This window comes from Streptomyces zhihengii, from assembly GCF_016919245.1.
In the GTDB taxonomy this organism is placed as follows: domain Bacteria; phylum Actinomycetota; class Actinomycetes; order Streptomycetales; family Streptomycetaceae; genus Streptomyces; species Streptomyces zhihengii.
This window is the reverse complement of record NZ_JAFEJA010000001.1, coordinates 506,585-529,264: the sequence shown is the minus strand read 5'-3', so window position 1 is coordinate 529,264 and position 22,680 is coordinate 506,585. Positions and strand designations below refer to the sequence as shown.

Here is a 22,680-nt window from a genome sequence, read left to right as displayed (position 1 = left end):
GTGCGCGGCGTACCTGAACGGCCCAGGCCGTCCCGTACCCGGACACGCCCGGCAGCCCCGGCTGACGCAGAGCGTCCGCCGCACACGGCGACGGGTCGCGGAGAACGGCGCCTCTGCGCCAGTCGCGCGACCGGTGGCACTGCTCCCCTCGCGCGCGTGCTGCTGTGACGCACGCCACTGCACCTCCCGGGAACCCGCCCGTGGCACCGGCCGACTTCTGGTGTGGACCCAGCAGGAGCGACCGGGGAGGTGCGTGTGGGACGGCATGCGAGCGGACGGCCGCCGCCTTCGGGCGTCGACCGGTCCGGGACGGTGTGACGTCAGGGCCTCGGCAGCCGGAGCCTCACAGCGGGCCCTCGAAGAACCCCAGCACGCCGGCCCGGTCGAACTGCCGTGCCGCCACGTCCTTCCTGGCGATCGGCCAGTACACGTAGCCGTCGATGTGGCCGCTCCACTGGGCGAGCAGCGCCCAGTCCTCGGGGCCGGGCTGTTCCCACGGGCCGGCCGTCCCGGGCACCGCCTTCCCCGCGGCCAGCGCCGCCCGCGCCGCGGCCCCGGTGATCGGGTCGGCCTCGCCGTAGGAGTCCGTGGAGTAGCCGTCGAGCTGCAGGTGAGTGCCTGCCAGGCGCCCCCAGTCCTCCTCCCGCACCTGCGACCACGCCGCGCGCAGATCCGCGGCACGGGGGTGTTCGTCCGGGTCGAAGAGCACCGAGTTGTCCGGCAGGGACACATCGTGACCCAGCCGCAGATCCCCCTGGAGGAGGGAGTCCATGTCGTTCAGCGGGTGGCCCCACGTGCCGCCGTCGCCGCCGTGGCGTTCCTCGACGGGTGTACCGGCCGGGACGTACACGGCCCTGCCCGATGCCTCTGCCTCGTCGTGGTCGATGTGGGCGAACAGCAGGAGCCGGCCGTCAGGCGGCAGCGGGAGACTCGTCGCGCGCTCCGGTATCGCCGCGAGGTCCAGGGACGCGATCAGGCGCAGCCGGTCCGGGACCTGGGGGGCGTCGGCGGGCAGCAGCACGGGGCCGCCCAGGCGCCCGACGACCGGACCGTCGATGTCCGGGGCCAGGGTCACGCACGGGCGGGCGGCGGCCAGCCACCTCTCGACGTCCGCGGACGGCACGCCGCGCGCGAGCGCCTTCTCGCGGACTCGATCCAGCTTTTCGATCATCTCGGGACGCATACGAGCAACCTAGCGGCCGGTACCGACAGCAGACCTCGGCCGGACGGCGTCGCGCCCCTCGGAGATCACCTCCGGCGTCACAGTCGCAGTGCCGCCATCACCGGCAGGTGGTCGCTGCCGGTGGCCGGCAGGTTCCAGGCGGCGCGTGGGGTGATGCCCCGGAGCAGGATCTCGTCGATGCGGGCCACCGGGTGCGCGGCAGGCCAGCTGAAGCCGAATCCGGCGCCGGACTCGGCCTGGGCGGAGCGCAGTCGGGAGGTGACCGGGGACAGCCCCCGGTCCCCGACGGTGCCGTTGAGGTCGCCCACCACGACGACCCGGGGGAGCGGCTCGTCGTGCAGGGCGGCGGCGAGGCGCAGGGCGGCGGAGTCGCGCGCCCGCGTGCCGAAGCCGGCGGGCGACAGCCGCACCGACGGCAGGTGGACCGCGTAGACGGCGACCGGGCCGTGCGGTGTCCGCACCGTCGCGCGCAGGGCACGGGGCCAGGGCGCGATGTCGAGCGGGGCGCTGTCGGTGATCGGATAGCGGCTCCACAGACCGACCGTGCCCTGTACGGACCGGTGGGCGTAGTGGCCGTCCATTGCCTTGCGATAGGCCGCCGTGGCCGTTCCGTTCAGCTCCTGCAGAGCGACGACGTCGGCGTCGGCGGCGGCCACGGCCCGCGCGGTGCCTGCCGGATCGGGGTTGTCCTCGCGGACGTTGTGGGTGACGACCGTGATGTTCCCGCCGTCCGCCCGTTTGTCGACGAGCGTGCCACCGAACGTCGTGGCCCACACGACGGCGGACAGGACGGCCGCCGCCGCGGCGGCGGCGGAGCGCCGGAGTGCCGCGCACAGCAGCAGGACCACGACAAGGGCACCCGTCCAGGGGAGGAAGGTCTCCACGAGACTGCCCAGCCGGCCGAACCTGTTGGGAACGCCCCGGTGCCCGAGCAGCACCAGCGCGGTCGCCGACGCCACGACGGCAACGGCCCTTCCCCGCCGCCAGGCACCGCGGACCGGGCGCCGGCACGGTGTCCGGACAAGGGCGGGCGAGGTGTCGGGCCGTTGCCCATGGATGGTCACGGCGCGCCTCACCGCGGTCCGGACGTCGTCGACAGCCACTGCCGCGCGTCCCGGACCAGCGTGCGGCCGGCGGCGAAGGCGGAATCCATGCCTTGCCGGGGGTCGGTCCCGGCGCGCTGGTGGAGGACGACGCCGATGATCATCCGGTTGCGGCCGTCGCGGTCGGGCGCCACGGCCGCCCACATCAGATTGCCGCCCGCCGGGGTGCTGGAGCCCGTCTTGACGCCGATCACCCCGTCCTCGCCGAGCAGGGCGTTGGTGTTGCCGATCGGTCCGGAGACCTCCGCGGCCGTGGTCTCCTTCTGGGCGACGATGGACCGGAATGCCGCGTCCCGCATCACCTGCCGGGCCAGTACGAGCTGGTCCCGGGCGGTGCTGACGTTCGTGGGCGCGAGACCGCTGGCGTCGGTGTACGCGGTGTGGCGCATCCCCAGGTCCTCGGCGGCCCGGTTCATCTTCGCGACGAACGCCTCCTCCGAGCCCGCGTCCCAACGGGCCAGCAGCCGGGCGATGTTGTTCCCGGAGGCGACCAGCAGGTACTCCAGCAGCCGGCGCTGGCCGAGCCGGTGTCCCGCGCGCACCGGGACGGTCGACTCCACACCGGACCAGGACTCGTTGCCGGCCTGCTCGTCGACGGTGATCCGGGGCCCGGCGCCGTCGGCGGCGAGCGGGTGGTCGCGCAGGATCACGTACGCCGTCATCACCTTGGTCACGCTGGCGATCGGCACCGGTTCCCGCGCGCCCGCCGTGCCGAGCTCGCCCCGGGGCCCCAAACCCTCGACCACGATGCCCGCCTGGCCCTCCGCAGGCCAGGAGACCGGGGGTGCCGCGGCTCGCGGGCCGCCTGCCGGATCGCTCCTGCCGGTGTCCACGAAGGCGGCGAGGGACACCAGGGCGGCCAGGGCGAGAACGCCCGCGGAGCGGACGGCGGCCGGACGCGTCCGGGAACGGGACCGCTTCTCCGGCGGCCCACCGGGGCCGGACGGCTCGGCCGGGCCGGCGCCGGTTCGGTGGGGAGCGGGGACCAGGGACATGAGAGGGGCACCTCCGGAGGCAGGTGCGCGGCGTTCGCGCACGCCGCCCACTGTGCGGGGCGCGGATCTCCGTGAAGCCGTGGAATGGTGTCCGTCACCGCTCGGCCGGCCGTCGGCCCTGTATCGGCTGCGTATCGGCGACCGGAAGCCGCAGTGTCGCCACCGCCCCGCCACCGGGAGCGTCGGCGAAGTCCAGCCGGGCGCCGATGACCCGTGCCTGGCCCAGGGCGATGGTCAGCCCGAGCCCGTGCCCGCGACCGCGTTCGGCGGCCCCGGTGCGGAAGCGCTGCGGTCCCCGCGCCAGCAGCTCGGCCGGGAAACCCGGACCGTGGTCCCGCACGGTGACGGTGCCTGCCGTGACGGACACTTCCACGGGCGTACCGCCGTGCCGGTGCGCGTTGACGACCAGGTTGGCGACGATCCGGTCGAGCCGGCGCGGATCCGTCTCGGCCGACGACCCGGCAGCCGCGGTGAACGTCGTTTCCAAGCCGGTCCGTGCCAGCGAGTCGGCGACCACCTCGGCCAGCGGCACCGGCCGCAGTTCCGCGCTCTCCGCGCCCGCGTCGAGCCTGGAGATCTCCAGCAGGTCCTCCACCAGGGCCCACAGCGCCCGCACCCGGTTCCTGACCAGATCGGTGGCCTCGCCCTCGGCGAGCAGCCCGCTGGCGGTGACCAGTCCCATCAGCGGGGTGCGCAGCTCGTGGGCGACGTCGGCGGTGAACCGCTGCTCGGTGCGCAGGCGCTCGTGCAGGCTGTCGGCCATGGCGTCCACAGCGGCGGAGATGTCGCGAATCTCGTCCCCGCCTCCGCCCCGGCTGCCGCCCCCGTTTCCGTCCCCGCCCCGGCCTCCGCCGTCCGCCGACGTCCGTGCGGTCAGGTCGCCTGCGGTGATGCGGCGTGCGGTCCGCGCGATCCGCTGGAGTCTGCGGTGGGGCAGTTCCGCGGCGAGCACCGACAGGGGGACGACGACGGCCAGCGCCACCAGGGAGTACTTCCACATGTGCCGGTCCAGGGCCTGCCGGAAGTGCAGATCGGGAGTCATGTCGACGCGCACGGCGTAGGGCCGGTCGTCGTGCAGCTGTGCCGCCCACATGGAGGGGTGGGAGGGGTTGTCCTCGTACCAGGTGGCGACAGCCCCACCGGCCGTCCCGCGCCCGTCCGCGAGCTCGCGCAGCAGTTCGTCGGGCATGGCCCCGGCCTGCGTGATGTCGCCGTCGGCCCGCACCCCGGTCCGCTCGTACCGGTCCACCGAGCGGGAGAGCTCGGTCATGGCCCTGGCCGCACCGTCGTTCATCGATCGGTCCAGGGTGCTGTCGTGGACCAGCAGCCCGACGGCCAGTGCGACGGTGGAGCAGGCGATCGTCAGCAGCAGGGCGGACTTCCACCGCAGCGAGCGCGGATCGAGCAGCGCGCGTACGGCCGCCACGTCAGCTCCGCCGCAGCTTGTACCCGAAGCCGCGGACCGTCTCGATGCGGTCGGGTCCGATCTTGCGACGCAGTCGCTGCACGCACAGATCGACGACCCGGGAGTCGCCGTCCCACCCGTAGTCCCACACGTTGCGCAGCAGCGTCTGCCGGTCGAGTACGACGCCGGGGTTCGCGGCGAACTCCAGCAGCAGCCGCAGCTCGGTGGGGGCCAGCGCGACCGGCGTGCCGGCCACGGACACCACGAGCCCCTCCGTGTCGACCCTCAGATCACCGAAGGCGAGCGTCCGGGCGTCCTCCGCGGCGCCGGACGCAGCCGCGCCGGTCGCCCCCGCCCCGGCCGGCACGAGCGTGGCACGCCGGAGCAGTGAGCGGATGCGGGCCACCAGCACGGCGGTGTCGACGGGCTTGACCACGTAGTCGTCGGCCCCCGCCTCGAGCCCGGACACCACGTCCAGCGCGTCGCCCCGCGCGGACATCATCAGGATCGGGGCGGTACTGGACTCACGGATCCGGCGGCACAGTCCGATGCCGTCCAGCGCGGGCAGCATCACATCCAGCAGCAGCACATCGTGCCCGCCCTCCCGGAACATCTCCAGCCCGGTCAGGCCGTCCCCGGCCACGGTGACCCGGTACCCGTAGCGCCCCAGCGCCAGTTCGACGGATCGACGGATCACCTCGTCGTCCTCGACGAGCAGCACCGCGACGGGCGGCGGCGCGCCGTGGCCGGCCGACGAAACGGACATGGATCTCCTCCGGGGCGTGGAAACGGGAGGCGCACCATCCTGCCACGTCACAACGGCACAGCCCGCGGCCGCTGCGGAACCACACGACGGCCTGGGCGATCTCGTCGTCGGTGCCGAGGCGGTCGACGGCGCCTCACGCGCCTACGGCCCCGCCCGGGTGAGGATTCAGACGGCCGGGGCGGCGGCGTACTCGGCATCGGTGACGGGGGTCAGCCAGTGGACGACGTCGTGGTCGGCGTCGCCCTCGTTGACGGCGAGGTGGACCATGAGCCGGTTCGGGGCGGCGCCGTGCCAGTGCTCCTCGTCGGCTTCGAACAGGACGCGGTCGCCGGGGCGGATGATCTCGACCGGTCCGCCGCGGCGCTGGCACAGGCCGATGCCCTCGGTGACGAAGACGGTCTGGCCCAGCGGGTGGCGGTGCCAGTGGGTGCGGGCGCCGGGCATGAAGTGCACCAGGTTCGCGGTGACCCGGGACGGGGCGGGGGCGGCGGCGACCGCGTCGATGTACACGTCGCCGGTGAACCAGTCGGCCGGGCCCTTGGCGGTGTCGATCGAGCTGCGGGTGATCTGCACGGGTTGCTCCTTTGCAGGGAAGGCGGGACAGGTCAGGGGGTGAGGAGGGTCTTGACGGCGCGGCGCTCGTCCATGGCCCGGTAGCCCTCGGCGACCTGTTCCAGCGGAAGGGTGAGGTCGAAGACCTTGCCGGGGTCGATGCGGCGGTCGAGGACGCGGTCGATCAGGTCGGTGAGGTAGCGGCGGACGGGGGCGGGGCCGCCACGCAGGCCGACGTGGGAGAAGAACAGCTCCTGTCCGTCGACGGCGACGCCGTGGGGCACGCCGACGAAGCCCACGTTGCCGCCCGGCCGGGCCGAGTGCAGGGCCTGGGACATGGACTCCGCGGTGCCGACGCACTCCAGCACGCTGTCCGCGCCGATTCCTCCGGTCAGTTCCCTGATCCGTTCGACGCCCTCCTCGCCGCGCTCGGAGACGATGTCGGTGGCGCCGAACTCGACGGCGAGCCTCTGCCGGCTCTCGTGCCGTGACATGGCGATGATCCGTTCGGCGCCCAGCTCCTTCGCCGCGATCACGGCGCACAGGCCGACCGCGCCGTCGCCGACCACCACGGCCGTCGAGCCGGGCGTGACCTCGGCGGCGTCCGCGGCCCACCAGCCGGTGCCCATGACGTCGGAGACGGCCAGCAGGCCCGGCCACAGGCTGTCGTCCGGCACCTCGCCGGTGGCGACCAGGGTGCCCTGGGCGTTGGGGATGCGCACGTACTCGGCCTGGCAGGTCGACATGAACTCGCGGTGCAGGCAGTTCGACGGGAAGCCGTTCCGGCAGTTCGCACAGGTGTTGTCGGAGGTCGCGAACGATCCGACGACGAACTGGCCCGGCTTCACCGAGGTGACGGCGGAGCCGACCTCCTCGACGAAGCCCACGTACTCGTGGCCCATCGGGTGGGGGTCGCCGATCGGCTCCGCTCCGCGGTAGGGCCACAGGTCGGAGCCGCACACGCAGGTCACGGCCGTGCGGATGACCGCGTCGGTGGGGTGGAGGATCCTGGGGTCGTCCAGGGTCTCGAACCGGACGTCGCCGGGAGCGTGGATCACTGCGCCGCGCATGAGAGGGGTTCCTTCGCGTGCCGGGGCGGCCGGCCGCCGGAGGTCCGGGGCCGTCGCCGGGTACAGGGCGGGCCGGGTGCGTGCCCGTCGTGACGGCGGGCCGGAAAGCACCACGTCCGTCATCCAGGTAACCCGCTCCCGGCGCTCCGAGCGAGGCACGGTCGAAGGGTGTACCGCCAGTACATCCCTCCGGCCGAGCGCGGGACGTACGGTCGAGGTGTGGACAACCGTGAAGAGGTCCGCGAGTTCCTGACCTCGCGGCGAGCGAAGATCACTCCTGAGCGGGCCGGGCTCCCCACCGGTCCGCGGCGCCGGGTCCCCGGGCTGCGCCGCAGCGAGGTCGCGGCCCTGGCCGACATGAGCGTCGAGTACTACGCCAAGCTGGAGCGCGGCAACCTCGCCGGCGTCTCGCCGACCGTCCTGGAGGCCGTCGCCCGCGCCCTGCGGCTCGACGACGCCGAGCGCGCCCACCTGCTCCGCCTGGCGCAGGCCGCCGACGGCTCCGACGCCCTCGCCCGGCCGCGCCGCCGTGCCGCCCAGCAGTGGAAGCCGCACCCGAGCCTGCAGTGGACCCTGGACGCGGTCACCGAGGGCCCGGCGTTCGTCCGCAACGGCCGTATGGACCTGCTGGCCGCCAACCGGCTGGCCCGCGCCTTCTACTCCGACGTCTACGCCGACCCCCACAACCAGGGGAACCTCGCCCGCTTCACCTTCCTCGGCCCCGACGCCCGACGCTTCTACCCGGACTGGGACCAGGCCGCCGACATCACCGTCGCCATCCTGCGCACCGAAGCCGGACGCAACCCCCACGACAAGGAGTTCCACGACCTCGTCGGCGAACTCTCCACCCGCAGCGACGCGTTCCGCACCCGCTGGGGCGCCCACGACGTGCGCCTCCACGGCACCGGTTTCAAGCGCTACCACCACGCGGTCGTCGGCGAGCTGACCCTCGCCTACCAAGGACTGGAGATGGCCGCCGAACCCGGTCTCACCCTCACGATCTACACCGCCGAACCGGCCTCTCCGTCCGAGGAGGGCCTGCGCCTGCTCGCCTCCTGGGCCGCCACGTCCCCGTCTTCCTCACCGGCACCCCGCACCGGCTGACGCCCCCCGCACTCGGGTGCGCGGCGCGCTCCGGGACGTACCGCGGTACTTCGCCCCGCGGAGGTGAATCCGATCCGGTGTCACCGGGGGAACACACCGTGTCGTCGTCCTCGATCAAGGAGCACGTGTGTCGGTCCACCGCCTCGTTCGCCGTGCGGCAGTCGTCCTCGCCTGTGCCGCCGTCCCCCTGACCGGGCTCGCCACCCCGGCCACCGCCGCGGAACGGACGGCGGAGACCGTCGACCTCACGCGGTACGCCGGTGCCTGGTACCAGGTGGCGGCGGTGCCCCAGCTCTTCGAGATCCAGTGCGAGAAGAACGTCAAGGCCCTCTACACCCCGCAGGCCGACGGCACGGTCGGCGTCCGCAACACCTGCACCACCTGGTGGGGATCGACGAGCGCGGTCAACGGTGCGGCGCGCCCGCTCGACGCCACCAACACCCGTCTCGACGTCTCGTTCATTCCGCGGCCCGGCGGCGGGTTCGCCGACGGTGACGACGCCAACTATGTGATCGTGGGACTCGCCTCGGACTACTCGTGGGCAGCCGTCACCAACGACGACCGGTCCGCGGGCTTCCTCCTCTCGCGCACTCCGGCGCCGGACGCCACGGACACGGCGGCTGCGGTGGAGGCGTTCACGGACGCGGGCGTGGACGCCTGCGATCTGCGCCTGACGCGACAGGACGGGGGTAGGGGCCACACCGGTCCGCTCTGCTGACCACAGCTTTCCCGGTGACGGATCTCCCGCTCGTGGGGATCCGTCACCGTCGTCGCGCTCCACCGTTCGCACCGCACAGGAAGTCACTCCGATGTCCGATCTGCGTGATCCAGCGCCCTACGACGCCCTTCTGCTGCTGTCCTTCGGCGGTCCCGAAGGTCCCGACGACGTCGTCCCGTTCCTCGAGAACGTGACCCGTGGCCGGGGCATCCCCACGGAGCGCCTGAAGGAGGTGGGGCGGCACTACTTCCTGTTCGGCGGTGTCAGCCCCATCAACGCCCAGAACCGGGCGCTGCTGGACGCGCTGCGGGAGGACTTCGCGGGCCACGGGCTCGGCCTGCCGGTGTACTGGGGCAACCGGAACTGGGCCCCGTACCTGACCGACACGCTGCGGGAGATGACGGAGGCCGGGCACCGGCGGGTGGCGGTCCTGGCGACCAGCGCGTACGCGTCCTACTCCGGCTGCCGCCAGTACCGGGAGAACCTCGCCGACGCGATCGCCGCGCTGCGGGCGGAGGGCCTGCACCCGCCGCGTGTGGACAAGCTGCGCCACTACTTCAACCACCCGGGCTTCGTCCGCCCGATGACCGAGGGCGTCCTCGCCTCGCTCGCGGAGCTGCCCGAGGAGATCAGGGCGGGCGCGCACCTGGCGTTCACCACCCACTCCATCCCCACCGCGGCGGCCGACGCCTCGGGGCCCGCCGGCGAGCACGGCGACGGCGGCGCCTACGTCCGCCAGCACCTGGAGGTCGCCCGGCTCGTGGCCGGCGCGGTCCGCGACGAGACGGGCATCGACCACCCCTGGGACCTCGTCTACCAGTCCCGCAGCGGAGCCCCCCACATCCCGTGGCTGGAGCCGGACATCTGCGACCACCTCGAAGCGCTGCACACGGCCGGGGCGCCGGCCGCCGTCATGGTCCCCATCGGCTTCGTCTCCGACCACATGGAAGTCCTCTACGACCTCGACACCGAGGCCACCGCCAAGGCCGCCGAACTCGGCCTGCCAATCCGCCGCTCCGCCACCGTCGGCGCCGACCCCCGCTTCGCCGCCGCCGTCCGCGACCTGCTCCTGGAACGCGCCGCCTCCGAACGCGGCATCGACGCCGAGCGCTGCGCCCTCGGCTCCCTCGGCGCGAGCCACGACCTCTGCCCGGTCGGCTGCTGCCCCGCACGGGCCCCCCGCCCCGCGGCCGCCGGAGCCGACAGCCTCCAGCCGTGACCGACGCGGATGTCGTCATCGTGGGCGCGGGTGCGGCGGGCCTGTCCCTCGCGCACGCGCTCACGGCCGTGCCGCCCTCGCCGACGAGCGCCAGGCCCGCGCCCCGTGTCGTCCTGATCGACGCACCCGGCGGCCCCTTGCGGCCGCCGGAGCGGACGTGGTGCTTCTGGGAACGCGGGGAGGGGGAGTTCGAGGACGCGGTGGTCCGGTCGTGGAACAGCTTCGGTGTCCGCGGCCCCCGGGGCCAGGCATGGGAGAGCCGCCCGCACCCCTGGACGTACAAGATGATCCGGTCGCGCGGCTTCGAGGAACTGGTCGGCGCCCGGCTCGACGCCACCTCCCTGGTGACACGGCTGACCGCCGCCGTCGACGCCGTGCGCGACGACGACGGCGGCGGGGTGCGCGTCTCGGGAACCCTCCCGGGAGGGCGGCCGCTCACGCTGCGCGCCCGCTGGGCCTACGACTCCCGCCCCCTGCCCCGGCTTCCTCCCCACCGCACCGCGCTCCTCCAGCACTTCCGCGGCTGGTTCGTCCGCGCGGACGGCCTCCCGGACGGACCCGAGTCCTTCGGCGGGGACACCGCCACCCTGATGGACTTCCGTACGCCCCAGCCGGCACACGGCCTGTCGTTCGGATACCTGCTCCCGCTCGGCGGGGACCGCGCGCTGATCGAGTACACCGAGTTCTCCTCGGCACCGCTGTCCACCGCCGCCTACGAGGCGGCGCTGCACCGGTACACCACCGAGGTGCTGCGACTGCGGACGTACGAGGTCCAGGACACCGAACAGGGCGTCATCCCCATGACCGACGCACGGTTCCCCCGCCGCGCCGGTGACAGGGTCTTCCGGATCGGCACGAGCGGAGGCGCCACCAGGCCCGCCACCGGCTACACGTTCTCCGCCGTGCAGCGGCAGAGCCGGGCGATCGCCGACGCCTGGCGCACCGGGGCGGTGCCGGCCCCGCCGCGTCCGCATGCGCGGCGGTCACGGGCGATGGACGCCGTCATGCTCCGGGCCCTCGACACGGGGCGGGTCGACGGTGCCGACTTCTTCGCCGGTCTCTTCGGGCGGGTGCCGATGGAACGGATGCTGCGGTTCCTCGACGGCGGGACCCGTGTCCGGGAAGACCTGCTGATCGGGTGCCGCACCCCGGTCCTGCCCATGCTGCGCACCGTCGCCGAACTGCCCTTCCGCAGACGGCGTGCCACACCGCCGTGAAGCGCGAACCCCCGGCAGCCCGGCACCCCAGGGGGTGCCTCCCGTCGGCCGCGCCCATGACGTCCACCACCGAAGGAGCTGAAGTGACCCCGCGACGGACACCTGAGAACGCCGCGCCACGCCGCGGCAGGGACCGGCAGGCGGAGATCCTGCGCCCGGCCGCGGGACGCCCGCGTTTCACAACGGACGCGCCCCGTGTCGCCGTCGTCGGCGGAGGGATCGCCGGACTCGCGGCCGCGACCGGCCTCGCCGAACGCGGAGCCCGGGTGACCCTGTACGAGAGCGAGGGCACGCTCGGGGGACGGCTGGCCGGCTGGCCGGTCGACCTGGACGACGGCTCCCGGGTCACCATGAGCCGTGGCTTCCACGCCTTCTTCCGGCAGTACTACAACCTGCGCGGGCTGCTGCGGCGGGCCGACGGCGGGCTCGGCATGCTCACCGCCGTGCCGGACTACCCCCTCCAGCACAGCGCCGGCCTGCGCGACAGCTTCGCCAAGGTGCCGCGGACACCCCCGTGGAGCGCCGCCGGATTCGCCGCCCTCAGCCCCACCTTCGGCTTCCGCGACCTGGCACGCATGGACCCGAGAGCGGCGCTCCCCCTGCTCGACGTCCGCGTGCCGGACGTCTACACCGCGCTCGACCGCGTCAGCGCCCACGACTTCCTCACCGGCATCCGCTTCCCCGAGGCCGCGCACCATCTCGCCTTCGAGGTCTTCTCACGCAGCTTCTTCGCGGACCCGCGCGAACTCTCGGCCGCGGAACTGGTGCTGATGTTCCACATCTACTTCCTCGGCTCCAGCGAGGGCCTGCTCTTCGACGTCCCCGGCGAACCGTTCCCGCAGGCGCTGTGGGACCCGCTCGCCGCCTACCTGGAGGGCCACGGGGTCCGGCTGCGCACCGCGACACCGGTCGAGTCGCTCACCCCGCTGGAGGGCGGCGGCCACGACGTCACGGCCGGCGGCCGGACCGACCGCTTCGACGCCACCGTGCTCGCCCTCGACACGCCGGGGCTGCGGGCAGTCGCCGCCGCGTCGCCCGAACTGGCCGATCCGGCCTGGCGGGACGGCGTCGACCGACTGCGCACGGCCCCGCCGTTCCTGGTCTCCCGGCTCTGGCTCGACCGCCCGGTCCGCCCCGAGCGGGCCGGCTTCCTCGGCACGAGCGGCTACGCCTCCCTGGACAACGTCAGCGTCCTGGAACGCTGGGAAGGGGAAGCGGCCCGCTGGGCCGCGCGCACCGGCGGCTCCGTGGTCGAACTGCACGCCTACGCCCAGGATCCCCGCGCCGACCGGCCGGACGAGCAGAAGCGGCTGATCGAGCAGCTGCACCGGATCTACCCCGAGACCGCCGGCGCGCGCATCGTCGACCAGCGGCACGAATGGCGCGCGGACTGCCCCCTGTTCCCGGTGGGCGGCTACGGGGACCGGCCGGGGGTGCGCACCCCGGACCCCACGCTCGTGATGGCGGGTGACCTGGTGCGGACCGAACTGCCCGTCGCCCTGATGGAACGCGCGGCCACCAGCGGCTTCCTCGCCGCGAACGCGCTGCTCGAACGGTGGGGAGTGCGCGGCCAGGTCCTCTGGACGGTGCCCCGGCGCGGCAGGTCCCGGGCCATGCGGCTGCTCGCCTCACTCGCCTGACATGGGCGGGCCGGTCCCGGACACTCGTCCGGGACCGGCCCTGACCGCCCCGGGGCCGCCGACAGGGGGTGCGACCCACGGCCCCGGAGCGGGGCTCAGCCGGGGAACCGCCCGGTGCTCCGCAGCGCCCAGCGGCGCTCCGCGTACGCGAGATCGTCCCGCCACAGCCGGCCCGCCGTGCGGCGCATCAGCGGCCTGAGCAGCGGAGCCATCGCCCGGGCCGCGGCGAAGCCGGGCCGCTCCGAGGTCGCGATCACCGCCTCCGTCACCGCGGTGCGCGGATTGCCCCGCGCGTCCGGCCCCAGGGGAGTGGCGTGGGTCTCGACCACGGATCCGACGCCCTCCCCTTCGGTGATGTGCATGACGACGGTGCGCGGCTCGGGCGTGGTGAAGACCGCGCGGACCGGGACCACGGCACGTCCCGCCACCTTGAAGGCCACATCGACGGCGAAGCCGTCCTCGGCACTCGACGCCGGATCACCGGCCGACCGGTCCACCGTGAGGTCGACGAACGAATAGGGGTGGAACCACGCGCCGTGCCAGGGGTCGAGACGGTTCGCCACGACGTCCTCGGGCTCGCACGTCCCGACGGTCGTGTACACGGCCGCCACCGAGCGCGCGGGGTCCGGCCGCGCGGGCAGCACCGGCTCCTCCAGCGGTGACTCGCCCCCCGGGCCGTCCAGCCGCACCCACACCAGCACCCCGTCGTCGTGCACCGGATACGGCGCCCAGCCCGCGAACGGGCCGCCGTCCAGCGCCAGCCCGTGCCAGTGGCACACCAGGGTCCCGCAGACGACCGGGCTCTCCCGGAGCGGGGCGCCGAGATGGGGGCACGCGCCGGGGCCCGCCACGAGCCGGCCCGCCCCGTTCCTCCAGACGACCACCTCGTGGCCGGCCACCGTCCTTCCCAACGGCGCTCCGTCCCCGACGGCACTGCTCGCGCCGAGGACGTACCAGTTCCCGGAGGGCCGCGTGTTCGCCCACTTCAGGGCCTCGGCGATCACGGCGGGCCTCGCCTCCCGCCAGGTTGCGCCCTGCCGGTGCCAGGGGACCGGCTTCCTCAGGCGCAGGGGCACGCGGTCCCGCAGCCCGCGGCGCCGCACGCCCGCATCGTCTCGTCCCGTCATCCCGCCGTCTTCCTCTCCGCGGCCACGACCGCCGTGCTCCATGGCCTCCGCGCAGTGCCGTCCGGGCGCCCCGGGCCGGCCCGCCGGGCCCGGACGGCGCCGGTCGCCGCCGCCAGAGCGAGGGCGGCCCGTCGCCGGCGGGGAACCACCGCGCGCCGGTGCAGGACCTGGAAGCCGTCCGATTCGATGGCGCCCAGGATGTCCTGGTACAGCGTGAACGCCGTGCGCATGCAGGGGCGTGCCACCGGGTCCAGCATGGCGAGACCCGGTTCGGCCTCCCGGTAGACGTCCCGCGTCAGAGCGATGCCCGCCCGCAGCGCGGCCCGGATCCGCGGGTCGTCGCGCCCCGTCCGGCGGCTCCAGGCCAGCAGATCGCCGTCCACACCGTGCGCCGCCAGCAGGTCCAGCGGCAGGTAGACCCGTCCGCGGTCGAGGTCCTCGCCGACGTCCCGCAGGAAGTTGGTGAGCTGGAAGGCCACACCGAGCGCCGCCGCGTGCGGTGCCGCCTCGGCGCGGGGCACCACCGTGCCGAGCACCGGCAGCATCTGGAGTCCGATCACCGCGGCCGAACCGTGCATGTACCGGGCGAGATCCTCGTACGTGGCGTACTCCGTGACGTCGAGGTCGCTCGCCATCGACTCCATGAAGTCCGCGAAGTACGCGTGGTCGATGCCGTACCGCGCCGCCGTGTCCACGAGCGCCCGGATCACCGGCTCCTCGCTGCGGCCGGTGCGCAGACCGGTGTCCATCCGCTCCCGCAGCCCGCGCAGGGCCGTGTCGCGTTCCGCCCGCGAGGCGGAGCTCTCCAGGTCGTCGACGATGTCGTCGGCCCACCGGGCGAACCCGTACAGGGCGTGGACGGCGGACCTGCGCTCGACGGGCAGGAAACGGGCGGCGAGGAAGTAGGTCCGGCCGTGGCGCGCGTTGAGCCGCCGGCAGAACGTGTAGGCCGCGCGCAGCGCCGGGTCGTGGATGCCGGCGGCGTCCAGCTCACGGTGCGTCATGACGCACCCTCCCCGGACACGGCGGTGGCGAGCGGGGCGGAGGTGCGGGCGCGCCCCGGCCGGCCGCCCCGGCCGGTGATGCGCGCCGCGGCGAGCTTCCCGGAGATCAGCACCGTGGGCACCCCGACCCCCGGTGTGGTGCCGCAGCCCGCGATCACCGCGTTGTCGATACCGCGCACCGTGTTGCGGGGCCGGAAGGGACCCGTCTGCGCGAACGTGTGCGCGGCCGAGAACGGTGTGCCGGCGGCGTGGCCCTGGGCGCTCCAGTCGGCCGGGGTGACGAGGCACTCCTGCTCGATCGACGAGGCGATCTTGTCGAGACCGCGCTTGTCGAGCACCGTCAGCAGACTGTCCCGGTAGCGGGGCGCCAGATCGTGCCACTCCCGGACGCCGGGGCCGATGTCGGTGTTGGGACAGGGGGCGAGGATGTAGTGCAGGTGTTTTCCCTCCGGCGCGAGCGACGGGTCGTGGGTGGTGGGCCGGGTGATGAGGAGCGACGGATCGCTCATGAGGTCGCCCTGCCGGGTGAGTTCGCGGAACGTGCCCTTCCAGGCGGCGCCGAACGAGATGGTGTGATGGGCGAGCTGGGGCCAGGTCCGGTCCGTCCCGGCATGCAGGACGACGGCCGAGGGGGAGTGGCGCAGGGCGACGGGCCGGCGCGGTGCCCGGCCCAGCAGGCGGTGCACGACCGGCAGGTCGGGTGTCAGGACGACGGCGTCGCAGGGGATGCGGTCGCCGTCGGCCGTGTGCACGGCCGTGATCCGCCCGCCGTGCCGTTCCAGCCGGGTGACCTCGGTGTTCCAGCGGAACTCCGCTCCGGCCCCGGCGGCGGACTCGGCCATGGCGCGCGGCAGGGCGTGCATCCCGCCCCGCGGGAAGTACACACCGGCGACGGTGTCCATGTAGGCGATCACCGCGTAGGCGGCCAGGGCGCGTTCGGGAGCGACACCGGCGTACAGGGCCTGGAAGGAGAACACACGGCGCAGCCGCTCGTCCGTCAGGAAGCGGCCGATCTGCGGATCCAGCCGGTTGAAGGCGCCCAGGCGGGTCAGCCGCAGCAGGTCGGGGTGGAGCAGTTGCAGGGGCGAGTCGAAGTTGCTGTCGATGAACCGCCGCATCTGGGCGGCGTACAGATCGGTGAGCCACCGGCGGAGCCGCCGGTACCCGGCGGCCTCACGGTCTCCCGCGAAGCGCCGGATCTCCTCCTCCATCGCCTCCGCCCCGGTGTGCACGTCGAGCCGGGAGCCGTCGGCGAACTGCGCCCGGTAGGCGGGGTGCAGCTCCATGAGCTCGACCCGGTCGGCGAGACGGTCGCCGACCGCGGCGAACGCCTCGTCGGCGATGTCCGGCATGGTCAGCACCGTCGGCCCGCTGTCGACGTGGTAGCCGCCCATCTCGAAACGCCCGGCTCGTCCGCCCGGCAGCGCGTCGCGCTCGACGACGGTGACCTGCCGCCCGGCACCCAGCAGGTGCAGCGCCGCGGACAGACCCGACAGGCCCGCTCCCACGACGACCACATGGTCGGTGGGTCCCTGGACGGTTTTCACGTGTGCTCTCCCCTGACGGACGACATGTCGTGCGGGCCGCTCGTCGCGGCGTGGCCGGGTGATCGGGCCGGTCGGCCGCCGACCGCGGTGCCCAGGAGCCCGGACACGGCGGCGGCGACGGAGGCGGGGAGGGGGACGCGGGCCAGATGCTCCCGGCTGCGCCGGACGAGGCGGTCGATCTCCGCCTCCGTGGCACCCCGCGCGCCCGAATCCTCGAGGACGCCGCGTACCCGCCGCATGTCCTCCTCGCCCAGTCCGAGGTCGCCGACGGCCCGGTGGAGCAGTCCCAGGGAGGCCGTGTCGCCGGCCTCCGTCAAGCGCGTGCGGGCGACCGCGGTCAGATAGGTGAGCTTGCCGCTGCGGATGTCCTCACCCGAGGGCTTGCCGGTGCGGGCGGGGTCACCGAACACGCCCAGCAGGTCGTCCCGCAGCTGGAACGCCACGCCGGCGCACCGGCCGGCGGCGGACAGTGCCGCGGCGTCGCGGTCGTCCATTCCGGCGAGTGCCGCGCCCAGGGCCAGCGGCCGCTCGACCGTGTACAGCGCCGTCTTCAGCAGGGCGATCCGCAGGGCCTGTTCGGGGGAGGAGGAGCCCGCCTGGGAACGCATGTCCAGGTACTGGCCCGCCACCATCTCCTGGCGCATCCGACGCCAGGGGACGAGCAGGGCCTGCTGCGCCTTGCCGTCCGCCCCGGTGTCGCCGGCCAGGTCGTCGGCCCAGGCCAGTGCCAGGTCGCCGGCGAGGATCGCGGCGGCCCGCCCGTAGCCTCCGTGGTCGCCGGGCATCCCGGACGCGGCATGGAAGTCCGCGAAGTCCACGTGCAGCGTGGGCGCCCCGCGGCGCAGCGACGAGCCGTCCATGACGTCGTCGTGGATCAGCGCGCATGTCTGGATCAGTTCCAGCGCGGCACCGAGACGCAGCGCGGCACGCGCCCCGCGGCCCTCGGGGGAGCCGCCGCCCGCACGCCAGCCCCACCAGGCGAAGCGGGCGCGCAGCCGCTTGCCGCCGCGCATCGTCAGGGACTGCACGCGTGCCGCGACCTCGTGCGCGAACAGCGGGTCGACACCGGCCGCCTCGGTCACGCGCTCGTGCAGATGGATCCGCAGCACCTGTTCGACGGCACGCGACGGGTCGGCGTCGGGGCCGACGGCGTGCCCGGCAGCGGCGGGCGCACCGCGGCCGGGCACGACACACCGCCCACCGGGTCCGGGGAGTTCGTCCGAGGGGGCCGGTTCCGTACGGAGCCGGCCGTGGGCGATCACGTCCGGCGGCGCACCGCCCGTCACGCCGTCCCGAGCCGGACGGTGTGGGGGCCGGCTCGTCGAGACCGGGGCGCGCGCCGTGGGGCCGCTGGGCATGAAGGTACCTCTCGTCGGGGGGTTCGTACGGTCGAGGGCCGGGTGCTCCGTCTTCCGGCCGCCGGCGGGAGCCCGCCACGCGGTCGCGTGAGCCGAGTCTGCTGCCCGCGGCCGGGTGCCCCGTGCACGACACGGCATGCGGCCTCACCCGCTTCGTCCACCCGCATGCGTGTCCCCTGCCCCTGAGTCCTCGTGAGCGGCTGCCGCTCGCCGGTGACTTCGGCCGATGAGCCCGGGGCGGATGCAGCCGCGGCCGTCCGTTCGTACGCAGGTCGAAAGTTCAACCACCGGTGCAACCGATCCGCGACCGCTGCCGGAATGCCTTCCCACACAGGGTCGGGAGCCTCCGGCCGGACGAAGGGGAGTACCGCAATGAGCACTCGTACGACCGGCGCCGTCGTCGCCACCGGAATCGCCGTGGCGCTGTCCGCCGTCGCCATGCCCGCCGTCGCCCAGCCGAAGGCGGCCGCGGCGGACCAGGCCACGGTGTCCGTGCTGCACGCGGTGCCCGGGCTCTCCGTGGACGTGTACGCGGGTGACAAGGAACTGATCCCCGCCTTCGAGCCGGGCACGCTGACGGATCCTCTGACGCTGGACGCCGGGTCCTACGACATCAGGGTCTTCAAGGACGGCGAGGGGCCGGGCGGCAAGCCGGCCGTCGAGAAGACGGTGGAGGTCCCCGCCGGTGCGAACGCCACCCTCGTCGCCCATCTGACCGCGGACGGCAAGCCCGCGCTGGACGCCTTCGTCAACGACACCGCCAAGGTGCCCGCGGGCAAGGCCCGGCTGACCGTCCGCCATGTCGCCGCGGCTCCCGCGGTCGACGTCCGGGCCGACGGCGCCCCCGTGTTCAAGGGCCTGGAGAACCCGAAGGAGGTCTCGGCCGAGGTTCCGGCCGGAATCCTGTCCGCCGACGTCGTCCTCGCGGGCACCGACACCGTGGCGATCGGTCCGGCCGAACTGGACCTCGCCGAGGGCGCCCACACGATCGTCTACGCCTGGGGCAGCGCCGACGACAAGGACCTCGCCCTGAAGACGCAGAGCATCACCGGCATGCACTCCGCACCCGGCGGCGTCCCCGCCGGCGGGACCGGACAGGCGGCGGCGCACAACCAGAGCCTGACCGTCGGCGCGCTGTCCCTCGGCGCCGTCGTCGCCCTCGGCGCGGCCGGCCTGCTGCTGCGCCGGCGCACCGACGCCGTCTGACACCGGGCGCACCGCCCCGCACAGCCGATCAGGGTGCCGTCGCACCGCACCGCACCCCGGGTGCGGTGCGACGGCACCCCACACGACAAAGGTGGTCGATTGATGGGAACGCCGCGGGCACGACGCGGTGCGGTACTCGGCGTGGCGGCGGCACTCGTCGGCCTCGTCCTCGCCGGAATGGCCGCCGCGGCCCACTGGCGCGACGGGACGGGCGGCGACAAGGACTTCGGACCGTCGCGGGCGACGCCTGCCGGGGCGGTCGAGCCGACGGGCCGAACGGAAGCCCCCGCGCCGGACACGTCGGGCGGTGCCGCGGCAGCCGTTGCCGGGCCCGTCCGACTGGAGATCCCCCGACTGGAGTTGGGCGCACCGATCGATCCCGTCGGCGTGGCGCCCGACGGGCAGGTCGAGGTGCCGGAGGATCCGGACCGGGTCGGCTGGTACCGCTTCTCTCCCGCGCCGGGCTCGGCAGCCGGATCGTCCGTGGTCGTCGGCCACGTCGACGACGAGGAGGAGGGCCTTGGCGTGCTGGTCGCCCTGAACGACGTCCGCGAGGGCGACCGCGCGACGGTACGGCGGGCGGACGGCGGCACCGTCGCCTACCGCGTCGTCTCGCGCCGGACGGTGCCCAAGACCGAACTCGCCGGCACGGACGCCTTCCGCCGCGACGGCGACCCCGTGCTGACCCTCGTCACCTGCGCCGGGCCCTATGAGCCGGAGCGCGGCGGCTACCGGAACAACCTGGTCGTCACCGCGGTGGAGGTGCCCCGATGACGGCCGTATGGGGCGGCTCGCAGGTACTGGCCGCCGGTGCGGCGCCCGTGACGGCCGTGTCGGAGGACAGCGTGGACGACGGATTCGCCGCCGGCGACGAAGCCGCACTGAACGACGCGTACCGCCGCTGGGGAGCACTCGTCTTCACGCTGGCGGTGCGCAGGCTCGGGGACCAGGAGGAGGCCAAGGACGTCACCCAGCAGGTGTTCGTCGGGGCCTGGAACAGCCGGAAGACCTTCGATCCCCGGCGGGCGCCCCTGCGGGCCTGGCTGCTGGGCATCGCCCACAAGAAGTTCGTCGACGCGCTCGAACGGCGCACCCGTCACCTGCGGGTCGTCGACGCCGTCGGCGCCCTCGCGGGCACCGCGGAGCAGGCGAAGCCGCTGACGGACTCGCTCGTCGACTACGTGGTCCTCGTGAGGGAGATCGAGCATCTTCCCGAACAGCAGCAACGTGTGCTGAAAATGGCCTTCTACGACGACCTGTCCCAGTCGCAGATCGCCGAACGCACGGGGATGCCCCTCGGCACGGTCAAGAGCCACACCCGACGCGGACTGATGCGTCTGAAGAGCCGGTTGGAGGTGGACGGTGAAGCACACCGATGAAGAGACCCTGGCGATGCTGGCACTCGGCGAGGACACGAATCCCGCGGCCGCCGTCCATCTGCGCCAGTGCGGAGAGTGCAGCGCCGAGTTGGCGGAGCTGCGACGGGTCGTCACCTCGATGGAGGTCCCGTCCCACGCCGACGCCGACCTGCTCGCACCCCCGGACCATGTCTGGACCTCCATCACCGAGGAGCTGCGCCTTCCCGCGCAGCCGCAGCCGCAGTCGCAGTCGCAGTCGCCGGTGCCGTTGCAGTCGCCGTTGGCGCCGCCGTCGCAGCCGCAGGTCGTCGGGTCCGGCGAGGTCGGTGGCGCCGCTGATGCCGGTGATATCCGTGATGCCGGTGATGCCAGCGATGCCGGCGAGAGAGCGGGAATCCGCGGGCGTCCGGTCGTCCGCGGAGCGGGGCGGTTCGCCGTGGTGCTCGCCGCGTGTGCCGCACTGCTGGGGGCGGCCGCGGGCAGCACCGTCACCTGGTGGGTGACCCGGGCCGACGCCGACGCCACCACTGCGGCCCCGGCGGACGACGGCAACCGGCTCGAATCGCTGCGCACCAGCTCGGCCGGGTACGCACGCGTCAGTGACGACGGCAGCCACCGAGCCCTCGACATCACCGTCAAGGGACTCCCGTCCACCAGCGGATACTTCGAGGTCTGGCTCATGGACCGCACCCACACCAAGCTCGTGTCCATGGGGGTGCTCGGCCCCGACGGCCGGGCGACCCTGCCCGTCCCCGACACGATCGACCTCGGCGAGTACTCGGTCGTCGACGTCTCGGTGCAGCCCTACAACGGGAAGCCCGACCACTCGGGGGCGAGCATCGTCCGCGGCCCCTACAAGCTCTGACGCGGTCTCCGGGGCTCTCACGCGGTCTCCGGGGACGGTCTTCCGTCCCCGGAGGGCGTGCGGGGCGAGTGCCGGGCGGGTGGGCTCCGCGTCCTTCGGGCAACGGCCGCTCACCCTCCCGCTGTCGGCACGGTGATCACCGGGCACTCGGCCCGGTGCAGCAGGCCGTGGACGACCGACCCGAGGCGCATACCGGAGTAGCCTCCCTGGCCCCGGCGTCCGACGACGACCGCCAGGGCATCGCGCGCGGCTTCGCCCAACTCCTCGACGGGGTGGCCGCGGCGGACCTCCTGCACGAGGTCGACGTCGGGGTAGGCATCCGGCAGTCCGGCCAGCGTGGTCGCGAGCAGGGTCCGCCGCTTCTCCACGGCGGCGTCCTCGCCGTGGAGGGCGACGAGCGGCGGCCGCCACACCCACAGCGCGTGCACGGACGCCTTCCGCAGACGCGCCTCCGCGAAGGCGAAGCCGGCCGCCGCACGGGACGACGGACTGCCGTCGACGCCGACCACCAGACGACCGGGGTCCGGTGCCGTGTGCTCGGGTTCCCGTACGACGACCACGGGGCAGTCGGCCTGCGCACTGACCGGGACGGCCACCGAACTCGCGCTCAGCCACTCCTCCGGCCGGCTGAGCCGCCGGGAGCCCAGCACGACGAGCTGCCCCGAGGCGGCCGCCTGCCGGCAGAGCATGGGGGCGGGCATGCCGTCGAGCAGTCCGGTCGCGACGGTCAGGTCCGGGTGCAGGGCGCGCACGGTTTCCGCTGCCTGCGCCAGTGCCGCCGTGCCCCGCGACGCGAGCGTCATGTGCTGCGGCCCGGTGTCGACGTGCTGGGTGTCGTGCAGGGGCGGTACGGACACCACGAGTCGCAGCGGAGCGTTTCTGCGCTCCGCCTCGTCGGCCGCCCAGGCGAGGACCGGCACGGAGATGTCGCGTGGGTCGATGCCGACGAGGATGTCGGTGCGGGATCCGGTGACACTCATCGCTCCTCCTCGCCGCGCACGCTCCCGCGGGGCACGATCACGACGGGGCCGTCCGCGTGATGGACCACCGCGTGCGCCACCTTGCCGAGCACCGGCCCGAGCCCCATGGGGCGCCGCCTCGACGGTGCGCGTCATCGCGGCCTTCTCCGTCGAAAGGGACAGGCTCTTCCACACCTCACGCTTCCACGCGGTGCCCGTCGGCGGGGAGGGGCCCAAGGGCCCTCATGAGGACCGTTCGGCCCGGGTCGGAAGCGAGCGCCGAA

21 protein-coding genes are annotated in these 22,680 nt (G+C 74.0%); 9 read left to right on the top strand and 12 right to left on the bottom strand.

The features are described from left to right. Positions 1–343 precede the first annotated feature (343 nt). From JE024_RS02255 to JE024_RS02225, 7 genes are all read right to left on the bottom strand, one after another. Positions 344–1,183 carry a DUF1963 domain-containing protein gene (locus JE024_RS02255; protein WP_205371933.1) on the bottom strand — a complete coding sequence of 280 codons (840 nt, stop codon included), beginning with the start codon at positions 1,181–1,183 and terminating at the stop codon, positions 344–346. Positions 1,184–1,260: 77 nt separating this feature from the next. Then, a complete protein-coding gene (locus JE024_RS02250) occupies positions 1,261–2,241 on the bottom strand; it encodes an endonuclease/exonuclease/phosphatase family protein (RefSeq protein ID WP_372449852.1) in 981 nt (326 codons plus the stop codon). A gap of 14 nt (positions 2,242–2,255) precedes the next feature. Beyond that, positions 2,256–3,281, bottom strand: a complete 1,026-nt coding sequence (locus JE024_RS02245; protein ID WP_205371932.1) for a D-alanyl-D-alanine carboxypeptidase family protein — start codon at positions 3,279–3,281, stop codon at positions 2,256–2,258. A 94-nt stretch (positions 3,282–3,375) separates the two neighbouring features. Next, positions 3,376–4,707, bottom strand: a complete 1,332-nt coding sequence (locus tag JE024_RS02240; RefSeq protein WP_205371931.1) for a sensor histidine kinase — start codon at positions 4,705–4,707, stop codon at positions 3,376–3,378. A 1-nt stretch (position 4,708) separates the two neighbouring features. Continuing rightward, positions 4,709–5,452, bottom strand: coding sequence for a two-component system response regulator CseB (gene cseB, locus JE024_RS02235; protein WP_205371930.1), 744 nt, complete (start codon positions 5,450–5,452; stop codon positions 4,709–4,711). 165 nt (positions 5,453–5,617) lie between these two features. Continuing rightward, positions 5,618–6,025, bottom strand: coding sequence for a (R)-mandelonitrile lyase (locus JE024_RS02230; protein ID WP_205371929.1), 408 nt, complete (start codon positions 6,023–6,025; stop codon positions 5,618–5,620). Between the two features lie 32 nt (positions 6,026–6,057). Beyond that, positions 6,058–7,074: a zinc-dependent alcohol dehydrogenase family protein gene (locus tag JE024_RS02225; RefSeq protein WP_205371928.1), complete on the bottom strand. Its 1,017-nt coding sequence runs from the start codon at positions 7,072–7,074 to the stop codon at positions 6,058–6,060. Positions 7,075–7,293: 219 nt separating this feature from the next. On the opposite strand from JE024_RS02225, the gene JE024_RS02220 reads away from it, so the two are divergent. The 5 genes from JE024_RS02220 to JE024_RS02200 all read left to right on the top strand — a co-directional run bounded on the left by JE024_RS02220 (position 7,294) and on the right by JE024_RS02200 (position 12,972). Then, positions 7,294–8,178 carry a helix-turn-helix transcriptional regulator gene (locus JE024_RS02220; RefSeq protein WP_205371927.1) on the top strand — a complete coding sequence of 295 codons (885 nt, stop codon included), beginning with the start codon at positions 7,294–7,296 and terminating at the stop codon, positions 8,176–8,178. Positions 8,179–8,305: 127 nt separating this feature from the next. Continuing rightward, a complete protein-coding gene (locus JE024_RS02215) occupies positions 8,306–8,896 on the top strand; it encodes a lipocalin family protein (protein ID WP_205371926.1) in 591 nt (196 codons plus the stop codon). Between the two features lie 91 nt (positions 8,897–8,987). Further along, entirely contained in the window at positions 8,988–10,115 is a 1,128-nt protein-coding gene (locus tag JE024_RS02210; protein WP_205371925.1) for a ferrochelatase, read from the top strand. Continuing rightward, positions 10,112–11,332: a lycopene cyclase family protein gene (locus tag JE024_RS02205; RefSeq protein WP_205371924.1), complete on the top strand. Its 1,221-nt coding sequence runs from the start codon at positions 10,112–10,114 to the stop codon at positions 11,330–11,332. Before JE024_RS02210 ends, JE024_RS02205 begins: the two co-directional genes overlap by 4 nt. A 56-nt stretch (positions 11,333–11,388) precedes the next feature. Next, the gene (locus JE024_RS02200; RefSeq protein WP_205371923.1) at positions 11,389–12,972 is read left to right on the top strand and encodes an FAD-dependent oxidoreductase; all 1,584 of its coding nucleotides are present in this window, start codon (positions 11,389–11,391) and stop codon (positions 12,970–12,972) included. 95 nt (positions 12,973–13,067) lie between these two features. Here the strand turns inward: JE024_RS02200 and JE024_RS02195 are convergent, their stop codons facing one another. Genes JE024_RS02195 through JE024_RS02180 form a run of 4 tightly spaced genes read right to left on the bottom strand, consistent with a single transcriptional unit; the run spans position 13,068 to position 17,837 of the window. Next, the gene (locus JE024_RS02195) at positions 13,068–14,099 is read right to left on the bottom strand and encodes a DUF5914 domain-containing Rieske (2Fe-2S) protein (protein ID WP_205371922.1); all 1,032 of its coding nucleotides are present in this window, start codon (positions 14,097–14,099) and stop codon (positions 13,068–13,070) included. Next, entirely contained in the window at positions 14,096–15,103 is a 1,008-nt protein-coding gene (locus JE024_RS02190; protein WP_205371921.1) for a phytoene/squalene synthase family protein, read from the bottom strand. The genes JE024_RS02195 and JE024_RS02190 overlap by 4 nt, the downstream gene beginning before the upstream one ends. After that, entirely contained in the window at positions 15,100–16,650 is a 1,551-nt protein-coding gene (locus JE024_RS02185; RefSeq protein WP_205371920.1) for a phytoene desaturase, read from the bottom strand. The genes JE024_RS02190 and JE024_RS02185 overlap by 4 nt, the downstream gene beginning before the upstream one ends. Beyond that, a complete protein-coding gene (locus tag JE024_RS02180; RefSeq protein WP_244882538.1) occupies positions 16,647–17,837 on the bottom strand; it encodes a polyprenyl synthetase family protein in 1,191 nt (396 codons plus the stop codon). Before JE024_RS02180 ends, JE024_RS02185 begins: the two co-directional genes overlap by 4 nt. Before the next feature lie 543 nt (positions 17,838–18,380). On the opposite strand from JE024_RS02180, the gene JE024_RS02175 reads away from it, so the two are divergent. From JE024_RS02175 to JE024_RS02160, 4 genes are all read left to right on the top strand, one after another. Then, entirely contained in the window at positions 18,381–19,214 is an 834-nt protein-coding gene (locus JE024_RS02175) for a DUF4397 domain-containing protein (RefSeq protein ID WP_205371918.1), read from the top strand. Between the two features lie 102 nt (positions 19,215–19,316). Beyond that, on the top strand, positions 19,317–19,988 hold the full coding sequence (locus JE024_RS02170) for a class F sortase (protein WP_244882536.1): 672 nt from the start codon (positions 19,317–19,319) through the stop codon (positions 19,986–19,988). Further along, positions 19,985–20,593 (top strand): sigma-70 family RNA polymerase sigma factor, encoded by a 609-nt coding sequence (locus JE024_RS02165; RefSeq protein WP_205371917.1) that lies wholly within the window; start codon positions 19,985–19,987, stop codon positions 20,591–20,593. Before JE024_RS02170 ends, JE024_RS02165 begins: the two co-directional genes overlap by 4 nt. Continuing rightward, entirely contained in the window at positions 20,577–21,437 is an 861-nt protein-coding gene (locus JE024_RS02160) for an anti-sigma factor (RefSeq protein WP_205371916.1), read from the top strand. Before JE024_RS02165 ends, JE024_RS02160 begins: the two co-directional genes overlap by 17 nt. Positions 21,438–21,547: 110 nt before the next feature. Here JE024_RS02160 and JE024_RS02155 read toward each other — a convergent pair whose 3' ends face one another. Further along, positions 21,548–22,417 (bottom strand): universal stress protein, encoded by an 870-nt coding sequence (locus tag JE024_RS02155; protein ID WP_205371915.1) that lies wholly within the window; start codon positions 22,415–22,417, stop codon positions 21,548–21,550. Between the last annotated feature and the right edge of the window lie 263 nt (positions 22,418–22,680).